The sequence below is a fragment of the Caenimonas sp. SL110 genome (assembly GCF_001044395.1).
Lineage (GTDB): Bacteria > Pseudomonadota > Gammaproteobacteria > Burkholderiales > Burkholderiaceae_C > Ramlibacter.
Genome location: NZ_JANU01000012.1, coordinates 25,098 through 39,193 on the forward strand (window position 1 = coordinate 25,098; position 14,096 = coordinate 39,193).

Genomic DNA, 14,096 nt, shown 5'->3' on the forward strand with positions numbered 1-14,096 from the left:
CCGCAGGTCCACGTAGGACCTGGCTGATCGCCTGTGTAATCAGCCCTTGCCGGTCGAGCCGTAACCGCCCTCGCCCCGCTGCGTGGCAGGGAACTCATCAACGACATTGAACTGGGCCTGCACCACGGGAACCACCACCAGCTGGGCAAGGCGCTCCATCGGTTGCAGCGTGAACTCGGTATCGCTGCGGTTCCATGCGCTGACCATCAGCTGGCCCTGGTAGTCGCTGTCGATCAGCCCCACCAGATTGCCCAGCACGATGCCGTGCTTGTGGCCCAGGCCCGAGCGCGGCAGGATCATCGCGGCGTAGCCTGGATCCTTCAGCCAGATCGCGATGCCCGTCGGCACGAGGCGCCACGCGTTGGGAGCGAGTGTCAGAGGCTCGTCGATGCACGCGCGCAGATCGAGTCCCGCGCTACCGGGCGTTGCATAGGCAGGCAACTGGTCCGCCATGCGGGGGTCAAGAATTCGAACGTCGATTTTCATAGTCGGCTGGAGATTTCGGTAACGAGCTGGCGTGCAAGATCCACTTTTGAAGCGCGCGGCATTTCAACAGCGCCTTTTGCATCCACCAGCAGCAGTGCATTGTCGTCGGCCCCAAAGGTTGCAGGCCCGATGTTGCCAACCAGCAGCGGCACACCCTTGCGGACGCGCTTGGCTTGCGCGTTGGCCAGCAGGTCGTGGCTTTCGGCGGCGAAGCCCACGCAGTAGAGCGCGCCCGATTGCGCACGCGGCGACTGCGCAATCGCAGCCAGGATGTCGGGGTTCTCGGTGAATTCGAGCTGCGGGGTTTTGCCCGAGCCATCCTTCTTGATCTTCTGGTCGGATGCATTCGCCGGGCGCCAGTCGGCAACAGCGGCTGTCGCAACAAAGATATCGGCCGACTGCGAAAGAGGTAGCGTGGCATCGTGCATCTGCTGCGCCGATTTCACGTCGACGCGCGTCACACCGCGAGGGGTCGCCAGGCTCACCGGCCCTGCGACCAGCGTGACGACAGCGCCCGCTTCACGAGCGGCTCGCGCAATGGCAAAACCCATCTTGCCGCTGGAAAGATTGGTGATGCCGCGCACCGGGTCTATCGCCTCGAATGTCGGCCCCGCCGTGATCAGCACGCGCTTGCCTTGCAGGCGTTTGGGCTGGAAGAACGCAACGATATCTTCGAGCAACTCATTGGGCTCCAGCATGCGTCCATCGCCCGTTTCGCCGCAGGCCTGGAACCCCGAACCCACGCCCAGGATATGCGCGCCGTCGGCAGTGAGTTGCATCATGTTGCGCTGTGTCGCCGGATGCGCCCACATCTCGCGATTCATCGCAGGGGCAAGCAGCAAGGGGACTGTGTCAATCGGTCTGGCCAGACACATCAGGCTGAGCAAGTCATCCGCGCGACCGTGGAGCAGCTTGGCCATGAAGTCCGCGCTGCATGGCGCAATCAGGATGCAATCAGCCTCGCGCGAGAGGTTGATGTGCGGCATGTTGTTGGGTTCGCGGCTGTCCCACTGCGAGGTGTACACCGTGCGGTTGGACAGCGCCTGCATGGTGACAGGCGTCATGAACTGTTCTGCCGCCTCGGTCATCACCACCTGCACGGTGGCGCCCTGCTTGATGAGGGCCCTGCACAGCTCGGCTGCCTTGTAGCAGGCGATGCCGCCAGAGAGTCCGAGGACAATATGCCTGCCGGCCAAGTCATTCATGCGCGCAATGTATCAGAGCAAGTACGAGGGCCCCAAAAGCCGACCCGTATAATCTCGCTTTACCACCTACCGGCAGCTCTGCTTGTCGGCCCTGACATGACCAAATTTGTCTTCGTCACCGGCGGTGTGGTGTCTTCCCTGGGCAAGGGAATCGCCTCAGCCTCCCTTGCAGCGATCCTCGAATCGCGAGGCCTCAAAGTCACTCTCATCAAGCTCGATCCGTACATCAACGTTGATCCGGGCACGATGTCGCCCTTCCAGCATGGCGAAGTGTTTGTGACCGACGACGGCGCCGAAACCGACCTCGACCTGGGCCACTACGAGCGATTCGTCACCACGCGCATGGCCAAGGTGAACAACTTCACCACCGGCAAGATCTACCAGTCCGTGCTCGAAAAAGAGCGCCGCGGCGACTACCTGGGCAAGACCGTGCAGGTCATCCCGCACATCACCAACGAAATCCAGGAATTCATCAAGCGCGGTGCGGGCTACGGTGAACCCGGCGCGGCTGATGTAGCCATCGTTGAAATCGGCGGCACGGTGGGTGACATCGAATCGCTCCCGTTCCTGGAAGCCGCGCGCCAGATGAGCCTGCGCATGGGCACGAATGCAACCGCGTTCGTCCACCTCACCTACGTGCCTTGGATCGCGGCCGCAGGCGAGCTCAAGACCAAGCCGACCCAGCACACCGCCAAGGAACTGCGCGCCATCGGTATCTCTGCAGACGCACTGCTGTGCCGCGCCGATCGCAAGATTCCCGACGACGAGCGCGCCAAGATTTCGCTGTTCACCAACGTGCCCGAATGGGGCGTGATCTCCATGTGGGACGTGAACACGATCTACAAGGTGCCGCGCATGCTGCACGAGCAGGGTCTGGACGGCCTCATCTGCGACAAGCTGCGCCTGAACACACCGCCTGCCAACCTCAAGCGCTGGGACGACTTGGTCTATGAGACCGAGCACCCGCAAGGCGAAGTCAACATCGCGATGGTCGGCAAGTACGTCGAGCTGTCCGACAGCTACAAGTCGCTCAACGAAGCGCTGCGCCACGCGGGCATGCGCAACCATGTGCACGTCAAGATCGATTACGTCGACTCCGAAACCATCACCACCGACAACGTTCGCCAGCTCACCAAGTACGACGCCGTGCTGGTGCCCGGTGGCTTCGGCAAGCGCGGCATCGAAGGCAAGATCGCCGCCGCGCGCTTTGCCCGCGAGAACAAGGTGCCCTACCTGGGCATCTGCCTGGGCATGCAGGTCGCGACGATCGAATACGCGCGCGACATGGCCGGCCTGAAAGACGCCAACAGCACCGAATTCGAGCCCGACACCCCGCACCCCGTCATCGCCCTCATCACCGAGTGGAAAGATGCGGACGGCACGATCAAGACACGCGACGAACACTCCGACCTGGGCGGCACCATGCGGCTCGGCGCGCAAAGCTCCGATGTGGCCAAGGGCACGCTGGCGCATCGCATCTATGGCGATGTCGTGACCGAGCGCCATCGCCATCGTTACGAAGCTAACGTCAATTACCTCAACAAGCTGCGGCAAGCCGGCCTGGTAATTTCCGCGTTGACGCAGCGCGAACAACTGACCGAAATCGTCGAGTTGCCGCAGGACGTGCATCCGTGGTTCATGGGCGTGCAGTTCCATCCTGAATTCAAGTCCACGCCGTGGGACGGCCACCCGCTTTTCAATTCCTTCATCAAGGCCGCCATCGACCATCAGGCGGCAGGCAAGAAGGCCTTGAAGGCTGTCGCATGAGGATCCACCCATGAAACTGTGCAACTTCGAGATCGGCCTGGACAAGCCCTTCTTTCTCATCGCAGGTCCCTGCGTGGTCGAGTCCGAGCAATTGCAAATGGACACGGCCGGCGCGCTCAAGGAAATCACGGCGGCGCTCGGTATACCGTTCATCTTCAAGAGCAGCTACGACAAGGCCAACCGCTCTTCGGGCACGAGCTTTCGCGGACCCGGCATGGAGCGCGGACTCGAAATCCTCGCGAAGGTGAAGAAGGACCTGGGCCTGCCCATCCTGACCGACGTGCACTCTGAAAGCGAAATCGCCCAGGTCGCCAAGGTCGTCGACGTGCTGCAGACCCCTGCGTTCCTGTGCCGCCAGACCGACTTCATCCGCGCGGTTGCGCAATCGGGCCGGCCTGTGAACATCAAGAAGGGCCAGTTCCTCGCCCCCGGCGACATGAAGAACGTGATCGACAAGGCGCGCGCTGCGGCGAAGGAAGCAGGCCTGCCCGAAGACAACTTCATGGCCTGCGAACGCGGCGCGAGCTTCGGCTACAACAACCTCGTGTCGGACATGCGCTCGCTCGCCATCATGCGAGAGACCGGCGCTCCAGTCGTTTTCGACGCGACGCATTCGGTGCAGTTGCCCGGCGGCCAGGGCACGACTTCCGGCGGTCAACGTGAGATGGTGCCGGTGCTGGCACGCGCTGCGGTCGCGGTCGGCATCTCGGGGCTCTTCATGGAAACCCACCCCGACCCTGCAAAGGCGATGAGCGATGGCCCCAATGCCGTGCCGCTCAAGCACATGAAGGCGCTGCTGGAGACGCTGGTGGCGCTGGATGCCGTGACGAAGAAGAATGGATACCTTGAAGACAACTTTTCGGCATGAAGACCTCTGTTCCCTCGCCCCTCTGAGGAGAGGGTTAGGGTGAGGGGCAGCGCATTGATCAGTCCCCTTCCCTGTGACACAAAACGAATACCAAACTTCTGAGAGAAACCTGCAATGAGCGCAATCGTTGACATCGTCGGCCGCGAAATCCTGGACTCGCGCGGCAACCCCACCGTGGAATGCGACGTCCTGCTGGAGTCGGGCACCATGGGCCGCGCCGCCGTGCCTTCGGGCGCATCGACCGGTGCGCGTGAAGCCATCGAACTGCGCGACGGCGACAAGAGCCGTTACGGCGGCAAGGGCGTGCTCAAGGCCGTCGAGCACATCAACACCGAGATCTCCGAATCGGTGCTCGGCCTGGACGCATCCGAGCAGGCTTTCCTGGACAAGACGCTGATCGACCTGGACGGTACCGACAACAAGGGCCGCCTGGGCGCCAACGCGACCCTGGCTGTGTCGATGGCTGTGGCCCGCGCGGCGGCAGAAGAGTCGGGCTTGCCCCTGTACCGCTACTTCGGCGGCATGGGCGGCATGCAATTGCCGGTGCCGATGATGAACGTGGTCAACGGCGGCGCGCACGCCAACAACAACCTCGACCTGCAAGAGCTGATGATCATCCCGGTCGGCGCACCGAGCTTTCGCGAAGCAGTCCGCTATGGCGCCGAGGTGTTTCATGCGCTCAAGAAAATCATCCACGACAAGGGCATGAGCGTCGCCGTCGGCGATGAAGGCGGTTTCGCGCCGAACGTGGAAAACCACGAGGCGGCGATCGGCATGATCCTGCAGGCGATCGAAGCTGCGGGCTTTCGTCCGGGCGAGCAGATCGCCCTGGGCCTGGACTGCGCCGCGAGCGAGTTCTACAAGGAAGGCCGCTACAACGTCGAGGCCGAAGGCAAGGTGCTGGACGCCGGCGAGTGGACCGACATGCTCGCAAGCTGGGTCGACAAGTACCCCATCATCAGCATCGAAGACGGCATGGGCGAAAGCGACTGGGACGGCTGGAAGACGCTGACCGAACGCCTGGGCAGCCGCATCCAGCTGGTGGGCGATGACCTGTTCGTCACCAACACCAAGATCCTGCAGGAAGGCATCAACAAGCGCATCGCCAACTCGATCCTGATCAAGATCAACCAGATCGGCACGCTGACCGAAACCTTTGCCGCCATCGAGATGGCCAAGCGCGCGGGCTACACCTCGGTCATCAGCCACCGTTCGGGCGAAACCGAAGACTCGACCATCGCCGACATCGCGGTGGGCACCAACGCCGGGCAGATCAAGACCGGCTCGCTGTCGCGTTCGGACCGCATGGCCAAGTACAACCAGCTGCTTCGCATTGAAGAAGACCTGGGCGACATCGCCAGCTACCCCGGTCGCGCTGCGTTCTACAACCTCAGGTAGCACGCATCTCGTGGGCTCCCGGCTCGTTCCACTACTGCTTCTTGCGCTGCTCCTCGTCGTTCATGCGCAGTTGTGGTCCGGCCGGGGATCGGTGGCAAACGTGACCGAGATGGAGCGCAAGCTAGAAGCCCAGAAGGCCGCCAACGCCCGGGCCCAGCAGGTCAACGATCGGCTTGCTTCCGAAGTGCGCGACCTCAAGGAAGGCCTGGAGACCGTGGAAGAAAAAGCGCGAAGCGAACTCGGCATGGTCAAGCCCAACGAGATCTTCGTCAACGTGCAGAAGTGACTCACCCCAGAAGCGCCTGAAGGTCGTTCATGCCGGAATTCCTGTTCGCCCAGGCGTTCACCCTCTGGGGAACGCCGACCACCTGGCTGGAGATCGCCGCCGTCGTCATTGCACTGGTAATGGTCGGCTGCAACATCCGCGAAATTCACTGGGGCTGGCCGCTCGCCATCATCAGCTCGCTGATGTACTTCGCAATCTTCTGGCGCAGCAAGATCTATGGTGATGCGTCACTGCAGATCTTCTTTGCGGCGGTGGCCTTGTGGGGCTGGTATCAATGGCTGCGAGGTGTGCGGCCCGATGGCACGGCGATCAAGGTCAGCCGGCTGTCTCGACGCGGGCTCGCATTGACCATCGCTGCCTGCGCCGTGCTCTGGCCGGTGACCGGCCTTTTCCTCAAGACCTTCACCGACACCGACGTGCCGTGGTGGGACGCGTTCCCCACGTCGGTCAGCCTCGTCGGCCAGTACCTGCTGGGCCGCAAGTACATCGAGAACTGGGCTGCGTGGATCGCGGTCAATGTCGTCAGTGTCGGCCTGTTTGCATACAAGGGCCTGTGGCTCACGCTCGGCCTCTACACCGTGTTCATCGCCTTGAGCGTGGTCGGCTGGCGCGAGTGGAGCAAGCGGCTGTGAAGATCGCGCTGCTAGGCGCCGAGAGCACAGGCAAGACGCAGCTCGCAAGCGACCTGGCTGCGCACTTTCGAGCGCAGGGCAAGAACGTGACCGTGGTCAGCGAGGTGCTGCGCACCTGGTGTGAGCGCGAGGGCCGCACGCCGCGTCCCGAAGAGCAGATGCCCATTGCGCAAGAACAGGAGCGGCTGGTCGATGAGGCCGCTGCGGTGTCCGACATCGTGATTGCCGACACGACTGCGGTCATGGTCGCGATCTACAGCGCGATGCTGTTCGAGGACGGAAGCCTGTATCAGTTCGCGCTGGCCCGGCTCAAGACCTACGACTTCACGCTGCTGACCGGGCTGGACCTGCCCTGGGTGGCCGATGGCTTGCAGCGCGACGGGCCGCATGTGAGGGAGCCGGTGGATGCGCTGGTGAGGGCAGCGCTGGCGAAGGCGGGGGTGGGGTATCGGGTGGTTTATGGGAGTGGCAGAGAGAGGCTGGACAACGCGTTGCGTGCGATTGGTGAAGCGGATGCCCTCACCCCCACCTCCACCCCAGAAAGCAAGCTTTCTGGGGACCCCGTTACCCTCTCCCAGAGGGAGAGGGAGAAAGTCAAGTGGCAATGGGTCTGCGACAAATGCAGTGACCCCGACTGCGAGCATCGGCTGTTCACCGGCCTGGGCAAGAGCTAGCACTCAGCTCGCGCGCCTGAACCTCGAAGTGGTTGTCCCAATACGGGCTGCGACCGCGAATCAACTGCCAGAGGCCGGACAGGCCATAGGCCACGAAGAACAGCGGTCCCCAACGCTCGTACTGCTGAACGTGAATGCGTTCGTGCGGGCCGATGCGTTCAAGCTCCTCGGCCGTCACGGCGAGGATGACGTGACCGAACACGATGCCGCGAAACGGCAGCTGTCGTGCAATAGCGCCGCAGCGGGCAAGGTCCGGGCGATACGTGACCTCCAGCGCACCCGCAGTCCACCGCGCCCTTGCGCCCAGGGCGACCGGCAGCGCAGCCAGCAGCAGGCCGATGAGCGAGCATGGCGCAGCCCACATCCATTTCAACAACCGGCACGCAGCAGGCATCCAGCTTCCTTTGCAGCTTGCGAAACAAGCAGATGAGGCAAACCCTGGACGTTGCAACGAGCAGGTAAGCGCAGCATCTTCCTACATTGCAACTGCGTGTGCGACCACATCGCCGTGAGGCGCGCCAGCTGTACGGTTTGCTGATACCCAGGAGCAATCCATGACTCAACCAGTTGACCTTCAGACAACCCCATCAATCGACCCGGACGTGGCCGATCAGGCCAAGCCAGGCTACGGCATTCCTTCGCAAGACCCTGATCCGGCTGCGCAGGTGCCCATCAGTCAAGCGGAAGCTGAGACCGAGGGCAAATCTGTGTTCGTAGGCGCTGGCGTGCTGGCCGGTGCTGCGACAGGCGCTGCCGTCGGGACCGCAATCGCCGGGCCAGTGGGCGTGGTGGTTGGCGGGACTATCGGAGCCGTGGCGGGCGCCGTCGGTGGGGCTGCTGCGGGGTCTGTGAGGCAGGCGGGCAAGTAGTTCAGCGGGCAATGAACTCCAGCACCTCATCACCGGCCTCGTCGAATGCCCCTGTCGATGTCCATCCCAGGTGACGGTAAAACCCATAGGACCGCGTCGCGGGATCGGCCGAGCAACCCAGAAAGAGGCGGCGGTGTCCGGCCGCGATGAGGCCGTTCACCACGAGATCCAGCAGGTGCTTGCCGGCTCCGCGCCTTTCGCAATCGGGCAAGAGCGCCAGAACAATCACTTCGCCGGATTGGGTGTCGCCGAAGCAATACCCGACGACGCGGTCATGCTCAGTGCAAACGTGGCCTGCAAGCTGGCCGGCGCGCACGCTGCTGGACCACGCTTGCACAGTGATCCCCATCGCGTCCAGCCGTTGGGCAGAAACAGCGTTCTCCCGAGTCTGGCCGCGCATCGCGTGACAGGCTGTGATGTCGGATGGAAGGGCTGGGCGAAAGTGCAGGGGCATGACTATCGGTTCCACTCCCGATCATCACCGCCCTGCGACACCAACTGCTCGCGCCGCTCGCGGTACCAATCCACCAGGCACTCGCGATCGCGGCATTCCGACTCGCGACGTCGCCATTCGCGGTCGCTCACGCGCTGGAAGGCCTGAGGGTCCGCGGCCGCGCGCTTGGCACGCGCATACACGCGGCCCAGGTCGCGGTCCATGCGTGCAAGCTGGGGATCGGCGCAGATGATCTTCTCGGGTTGGGAGCGAGCACGGGAGCAATCAAAGCTGGGGCGCTGATCAGACTGCGTGTCATTTTCGGCAGGCCTCTCGATCGGCTTTTCGGCAGTTCGCACAACGGGCTTTTCAACGGATGGTTCCACCGGCTCCTTTGCGACATTCGAGGGTGCCGTCACCGGTGTCGCGGCGGAAGGCCGGGACACGGCGGCGACCCGCTCCTTGCGACGCGCCGCTTCGCCATCCCCGTCGTTCAACAAAGCCAGCGCCTGGGTCGCAAAGCGCACCTTCTCATGCTCGCCGCCAAGCTGCGCTTTGTAAACCGCGAGGCTCTCGGAGAACAGCGACGACGCGCGTGAGTTCAACTCGTTGCGATTGGCCGCGCCCTCCTGCGCGAGGCTGGCGTAGTGCCGGGCCAGGTTGTATTTGGCGTCTGCGCGCAGGAGAACGGCAGCAGCATCCTTGGTCGGCGATTCCAGTTTGCATGCGGCGAGGAAGGCGGCTTCGGCATCCCGGTCTCGTCCAGCGGCGGCAGCTTCCTTGCCACGCACGATCAAAGCCGCGCCCGGCCCGGTCGATCCGAACGCAGCTGAGCCATCGGTCTTGTCTGCCGCCTTGACGATCGCGTTGAACCCGCACGGCTCATTGACGATGGGTTGAGGGACGGCAGCCGCCTCAGGACGCGAAGCTTGAGGCGTCTCGGGCCGCATGACAAAAACCAAAGCGATTGCGAGCGCAACACCGGCGACAAGGCCACCGGCAAATAACGGCATGCGTGACCGCGATGGCTCAGCCATGACGATGGGCGGGAGTGATGGACGGCATGGTGGGCACTGGAGTTGGCACGGTCCGTTGTACGCGTGAAGAACGCGTGATGCTGTCGGATGCAGCCCTGTCTGCGGTAGGACGGAGGCGGCGACTGTTGCTCAGGTCAGCAACCGTGCTCGGCCGCAGGCGTCGTTGCGGAACGACCCGTCAAATCGATGCATCCCGAAAGGCCCGAAGCACCGTATTGATACGCGTCTGGTAGCCGGGGCCTTGTGCCTTGAACCATTCGAGAACGTCTTGATCGACCCGCAGCGACACTGCGGCTTTCGACGGCAAAGGAGCGAGTCCTCGCCGCACGACTCCACGCACAACATGTCGAACCTGCGCCTCGGCATGGTCATCGCTTGGCACGGCGGCTTCGGCTTGAAGCCGCGCCCAGTCAGTTTTGGACTTCACTGAAATAGATTTGCGCTTCGCGCTTGGTGGCTTTGCGGAACGAGATGACGCGGATTTCATATTCACTCTCCGTATGAACTACTGAAACGGGAATGCCAGCGAGCAGGCCGAGTGTCACAAAGCGCTGCTCTGCATAGGAGAACCGGTCATCTTCAAAAGTGAATGTCACGCCTTCGAAAACCAACGGTGCATCGACGAAGTCGAGTCCATGCTTTTCCAGATTTGCATCCCGTTTCGCTTCAGACCAAATGAACTCCATGACGAAATGTATATACGTTTTGTATGTACGTCAATGGCGTCGCTCCAACCACACAGTGAGTGCGACTTCCCCTTCTCGACCGGACTACGTCTCTGGCGCTGACGAGGCCCGCTCGGCGAAGTTTCGCCGAGGCGCAGCAAGTCCTTCGTCGCACGCTAGACACCTCCCCCGATGTGGCGGGCCGGATCACGCCCGGCCCTACAGAGGTATAGGAGCGGCAACAGACGTGAACAACGCGGGTACAAAGGTTTGGCCCAGCGATGCTGGCATTCATCAAACCGAGGACCCAACCATGATTCCAGAGAGAACCATCCGCCCCGTCACTATTCACGGGCCAACCGAGACTGCACCAGGCACCCCTTCGCCGGTCATTGCGCAAGACACACTGTCGATCCCGCCCGCAGCACCCGCTGAATATGGCCACGAGCTGGCTCCATTGACGGCATCGACCCGCCCTCACTCCAAGCTGGAGCTTCTGCCGGAAGGGCCGATCTCAACGGTGGCCGACTTCCTGCAGGCGCGCGAAACAGTCGCACCGAGCCAAACCTCCCAAACGATGCACGCTGCGTTCGCACCGGAGATCCTGCGCCGCCGCAAAGAGGAATTGATCGCCAGGTGGGAGCGCGATTGCATGAAGCAAGTTGCGAAAGCACAGCATGCATTCGCTTCCCCATGGACGAGGAAGAGCCTGGACGTGATGCCAGGAATCCTGATGTCCCTTGGCATGTGCGCGCAAGCAGAGGCGTTTGTGAGTCAACTTCGTGCTCACCCGGTGGGGAGCAGACTCCCGACCACAGGCCAGCTGCTCAAGATTCTGATCCTTGCGGGGAAACATCAAGAAGCATTGGACATGTTCAAAAACCTGTCCTTCATCGATCGCGATATGTACGGCTTTCTAGCTGTGATTGCGAAGTTGCAGACGGGCGACCCGCGTGGCGCAGAAGCGCTCTCACGTTCGCAATCCGGCCTCTCCGGTCAAGCAGTTCTAGCGATGTCGCTCATCGCGCTTGGTGAAAAAGACAGGGGTCGTGCGCTGTTGATGAAATTGGATCAAATCAGCGCAGTTCATGGCACAGAGCTGGAAGGAGAAATCGTGGCCGCGGCCTGGGCCTATCTGGGTGATTCTGCTCGGGCGTTGAATCGCATTGACAACAAACTCGACGACAGGTTTGAGGACGAAGCTCTCAGGCTGCTTGCTCCCAGATGGATCGCTGCAACTTCTGTCCAAGCTGATGCTGACTGGCAAGCCGCGTTCCGTCGCGTGAGTGAGCACGCTTCACGCATCACCTGCCGAATGCCAACATCCAACGAAATCAGCGCAACGATAGAGGCGTTCGTTCCGGGAACCCGTGGCCGTGGAGTCGTGTTCCGCGACTAGTGGATCGAAGCCGCCCCCGACCTACTGCACCTTCGAAGTAGAAGGCGGCTGATCCCCCGCCGACGTGAAAATCTGCGCCGCATCAACCGCATCAAACCGGTACTGCTGCCCGCAGAAATCACATCCCACCTCGATATCTTCGCGCTCGGCAAGAATGCTCTCGGCCTCCTGCACGCCCAGCCCGCGGATCATGTTCGCGACGCGCGTGCGGCTGCAGGTGCATGCAAACTTCGGGGTCTGCGGCTCGAACCGCAGCACGCGTTCTTCCCAGAACAGGCGATGCAAGATCGTCTCTACATCCAGCTCCAGCAATTCCTCGCGCTTGAGGCTGCGCGAAAGAATGGAGATACGGTTGTAGTCTTCGTTCTTGCCGATCTCGTCTTCGTTCTCGCGGCTCACCATGCTGCCGGCCAGGTTGCCCTCGCCCTTCACAGGCAGGCGCTGGATCAGCAGGCCGGCAGCCACCTTGTTGTCCGCCGCCAGAATCAGCGTCGTATCGAGCTGCTCGGACTGCAGCATGTAGTGCTCCAGCACATCCGACAGCTTGTCGAGTTTTTCATTCTTGTCGCCGTGCAGCGGCACCACGCCCTGGTACGGCTGCTGACCGGGGAAACGGTCCTTGGGGTCTAGCGTGATCGCGCAGCGGCCCTTGTTGTCCACGTTCACCAGGTCAGGCAGGCGCGCATTCACGCCGACATCGCCCACCACCTTCGCGGTCACCCGCAGCCCCATGTCGTGCTGCACTTCGGCCACTGCAACCTTCACCGGTCCATCGCCGAATATCTGCAGCACCAGCGCGCCGTTGAACTTGATGTTCGACTGCATCAGCACACCAGCCGCAGCCATCTCGCCGAGCAGTTCGGCGACCGGTGGCGGCCATGCGCCGGTGTTGTTGTTGGCCTGGCGACGCGCGAGGATTTCGGTCCACGAGTCGGTCAGGCGCACGATGCTGCCGCGTACCGGCAGGCCGTCAAAAATAAACTTGTGCAGTTCAGACATTCAATCAATCCGTTTCAGGCTTTTGGCAAAAATCTTCGCATTGCCAACATAGTGTTCGGCCAGGTGAGACATCTGCTCGATCTGGGCTGCGTCCAGCGTGCGGATCGCGCGCGCGGGCGAGCCGACGATGAGCGTGTTGTCGGGGAATTCCTTGTTCTCGGTGACGATGCTGCCGGCGCCCACGATGCAGTTCCTGCCGATCTTTGCGCCGTTGAGCACCACCGCCTGTATGCCGATGAGCGCGCCGTCGCCGATGGTGCATCCGTGCAGCATGACCTGGTGGCCGATGGTCACGTTGTCCCCCAGTACCACCGGCGTGCCGAAGTCCGCATGAATGACCGACAGGTCCTGCACGTTGCTGTTGCGCCCTATCGTGATCTTGTCGCAGTCGCCGCGCACCACCGCGCCGCACCAGACGCTTGCGTTCTCGCCCATCGTGACTTCGCCGATCACTTCTGCGCTCTCGGCGACCCACGCGCCCGCGCCGATCTGCGGGCGCTTTCCATCCACTTCGTAAATCGCCATCTCGTGCTCTTTCGTCAGGTTTCGCGGGCGCTTGCCTGCGAGTTCTAGAATTGTAGGGATGGAGCTTCGTCAATGGGCGCTGCAGGCCCTGTGCATCGCCGACCCCGTACAAAAGGCCGCGCAAGCTCGCCTGATAGATGAGGCCGCCACGTCGATTTCAATAGCCCCGGTCGCGCCGATCCCAACAGTAGCACTGCCCGGCCGCCCCGCCCGCCCCGAACTCATCCACCCGAACAAGGTCGCCAAACGCTCGCCCTTCAAGCCCGAAGGTCTCGCCGCGCTATTGCATGCCATCGCCCACATCGAGTTCAACGCGATCAATCTCGCCCTCGATGCGGCATGGCGTTTCGATGGCATGCCGCGCGAGTTCTACCTCGACTGGATTCGCGTTGCGGCTGAGGAAGCGTTTCACTTCACGATGCTGCGCGAACACCTCCAATCGCTGGGCTACGCATACGGCGACTTCCCCGGCCATGACAACCTGTGGGCCATGTGCGAGAGAACCAGTGGCGATGTGGTCGCGCGCATGGCCCTGGTGCCACGCACACTGGAAGCGCGAGGCCTGGATGCCACGCCGCAAATCCAGGAACGGCTGCGCAGGGTCGCAACGCCTGCGGCGGAGCGCGCGGTGGAGATTCTCGACATCATCCTGCGCGATGAGATCGGGCATGTGGCGATTGGGAATCACTGGTATCGATGGCTGTGCGAGCGCGAATCCGCCGATCCTGAAGCGCTCTACCAGGTGCTGGCCGAGCGCTACAACGCCCCGCGCCTGTATCCACCGTTCAACGAGGATGCCAGGCGCCTCGCAGGTTTCAGCGAACTGGAACTGGCGCGCCTGCGAAGCTGAGGC

The 14,096-nt window shown here is 62.4% G+C and carries 18 protein-coding genes; 9 read left to right on the forward strand and 9 right to left on the reverse strand.

Annotation, left to right across the window (positions count from 1 at the left end):
* Positions 1-39: 39 nt before the first annotated feature.
* Together dut and coaBC are read right to left on the reverse strand one after the other, a co-directional pair.
* Complete coding sequence (gene dut / locus AQ12_RS07710; protein WP_048439311.1) at positions 40-486, reverse strand: dUTP diphosphatase; 447 nt, start codon at positions 484-486, stop codon at positions 40-42.
* Positions 483-1,691, reverse strand: coding sequence for a bifunctional phosphopantothenoylcysteine decarboxylase/phosphopantothenate--cysteine ligase CoaBC (gene coaBC / locus AQ12_RS07715; RefSeq protein ID WP_048439312.1), 1,209 nt, complete (start codon positions 1,689-1,691; stop codon positions 483-485). The genes dut and coaBC overlap by 4 nt, the downstream gene beginning before the upstream one ends.
* A 96-nt stretch (positions 1,692-1,787) precedes the next feature.
* On the opposite strand from coaBC, the gene AQ12_RS07720 reads away from it, so the two are divergent.
* The 6 genes from AQ12_RS07720 (at position 1,788) to AQ12_RS07745 (ending at position 7,316) form a co-directional block, all read left to right on the forward strand.
* A complete protein-coding gene (locus AQ12_RS07720; protein WP_048439313.1) occupies positions 1,788-3,458 on the forward strand; it encodes a CTP synthase in 1,671 nt (556 codons plus the stop codon).
* Positions 3,459-3,468: 10 nt separating this feature from the next.
* Positions 3,469-4,326, forward strand: coding sequence for a 3-deoxy-8-phosphooctulonate synthase (gene kdsA, locus AQ12_RS07725; RefSeq protein ID WP_048439314.1), 858 nt, complete (start codon positions 3,469-3,471; stop codon positions 4,324-4,326).
* A gap of 114 nt (positions 4,327-4,440) precedes the next feature.
* Positions 4,441-5,724 (forward strand): phosphopyruvate hydratase, encoded by a 1,284-nt coding sequence (eno, locus tag AQ12_RS07730; RefSeq protein WP_048439315.1) that lies wholly within the window; start codon positions 4,441-4,443, stop codon positions 5,722-5,724.
* A 10-nt stretch (positions 5,725-5,734) separates the two neighbouring features.
* Positions 5,735-6,010, forward strand: a complete 276-nt coding sequence (locus AQ12_RS07735) for a septum formation initiator family protein (protein WP_048439316.1) — start codon at positions 5,735-5,737, stop codon at positions 6,008-6,010.
* Between the two features lie 29 nt (positions 6,011-6,039).
* Positions 6,040-6,642 (forward strand): nicotinamide riboside transporter PnuC, encoded by a 603-nt coding sequence (gene pnuC, locus AQ12_RS07740; RefSeq protein WP_048439317.1) that lies wholly within the window; start codon positions 6,040-6,042, stop codon positions 6,640-6,642.
* The gene (locus AQ12_RS07745) at positions 6,639-7,316 is read left to right on the forward strand and encodes an AAA family ATPase (RefSeq protein ID WP_082151479.1); all 678 of its coding nucleotides are present in this window, start codon (positions 6,639-6,641) and stop codon (positions 7,314-7,316) included. Before pnuC ends, AQ12_RS07745 begins: the two co-directional genes overlap by 4 nt.
* On the opposite strand, the gene AQ12_RS07750 is transcribed toward AQ12_RS07745, so the two are convergent.
* Positions 7,294-7,710 (reverse strand): hypothetical protein, encoded by a 417-nt coding sequence (locus AQ12_RS07750; RefSeq protein ID WP_048439319.1) that lies wholly within the window; start codon positions 7,708-7,710, stop codon positions 7,294-7,296. The two genes, AQ12_RS07745 and AQ12_RS07750, sit on opposite strands and share 23 nt — an antisense overlap.
* 160 nt (positions 7,711-7,870) lie before the next feature.
* Here AQ12_RS07750 and AQ12_RS07755 point away from each other — a divergent pair, with 160 nt between their 5' ends.
* Positions 7,871-8,185, forward strand: a complete 315-nt coding sequence (locus AQ12_RS07755; RefSeq protein ID WP_048439320.1) for a hypothetical protein — start codon at positions 7,871-7,873, stop codon at positions 8,183-8,185.
* A 1-nt stretch (position 8,186) separates the two neighbouring features.
* Here the strand turns inward: AQ12_RS07755 and AQ12_RS07760 are convergent, their stop codons facing one another.
* The 4 genes from AQ12_RS07760 to AQ12_RS07775 all read right to left on the reverse strand — a co-directional run bounded on the left by AQ12_RS07760 (position 8,187) and on the right by AQ12_RS07775 (position 10,341).
* The gene (locus tag AQ12_RS07760) at positions 8,187-8,639 is read right to left on the reverse strand and encodes a GNAT family N-acetyltransferase (RefSeq protein WP_048439321.1); all 453 of its coding nucleotides are present in this window, start codon (positions 8,637-8,639) and stop codon (positions 8,187-8,189) included.
* A gap of 2 nt (positions 8,640-8,641) precedes the next feature.
* The gene (locus tag AQ12_RS22035) at positions 8,642-9,631 is read right to left on the reverse strand and encodes a lysozyme inhibitor LprI family protein (RefSeq protein ID WP_053076617.1); all 990 of its coding nucleotides are present in this window, start codon (positions 9,629-9,631) and stop codon (positions 8,642-8,644) included.
* A gap of 202 nt (positions 9,632-9,833) precedes the next feature.
* Complete coding sequence (locus tag AQ12_RS07770; protein ID WP_238587678.1) at positions 9,834-10,082, reverse strand: BrnA antitoxin family protein; 249 nt, start codon at positions 10,080-10,082, stop codon at positions 9,834-9,836.
* On the reverse strand, positions 10,066-10,341 hold the full coding sequence (locus AQ12_RS07775) for a BrnT family toxin (RefSeq protein WP_048439322.1): 276 nt from the start codon (positions 10,339-10,341) through the stop codon (positions 10,066-10,068). Before AQ12_RS07775 ends, AQ12_RS07770 begins: the two co-directional genes overlap by 17 nt.
* Positions 10,342-10,633: 292 nt before the next feature.
* Between AQ12_RS07775 and AQ12_RS07780 the strand changes: the two genes are divergently transcribed.
* Entirely contained in the window at positions 10,634-11,719 is a 1,086-nt protein-coding gene (locus AQ12_RS07780; protein ID WP_048439323.1) for a hypothetical protein, read from the forward strand.
* 21 nt (positions 11,720-11,740) lie between these two features.
* Here the strand turns inward: AQ12_RS07780 and AQ12_RS07785 are convergent, their stop codons facing one another.
* Both AQ12_RS07785 and AQ12_RS07790 read right to left on the reverse strand, forming a co-directional pair.
* The gene (locus AQ12_RS07785; protein ID WP_048439324.1) at positions 11,741-12,718 is read right to left on the reverse strand and encodes an Hsp33 family molecular chaperone HslO; all 978 of its coding nucleotides are present in this window, start codon (positions 12,716-12,718) and stop codon (positions 11,741-11,743) included.
* A complete protein-coding gene (locus AQ12_RS07790) occupies positions 12,719-13,243 on the reverse strand; it encodes a gamma carbonic anhydrase family protein (RefSeq protein WP_048439325.1) in 525 nt (174 codons plus the stop codon).
* Between the two features lie 58 nt (positions 13,244-13,301).
* On the opposite strand from AQ12_RS07790, the gene AQ12_RS07795 reads away from it, so the two are divergent.
* Positions 13,302-14,093: a ferritin-like domain-containing protein gene (locus tag AQ12_RS07795; RefSeq protein WP_048439326.1), complete on the forward strand. Its 792-nt coding sequence runs from the start codon at positions 13,302-13,304 to the stop codon at positions 14,091-14,093.
* The last annotated feature ends 3 nt before the right edge of the window (positions 14,094-14,096 follow it).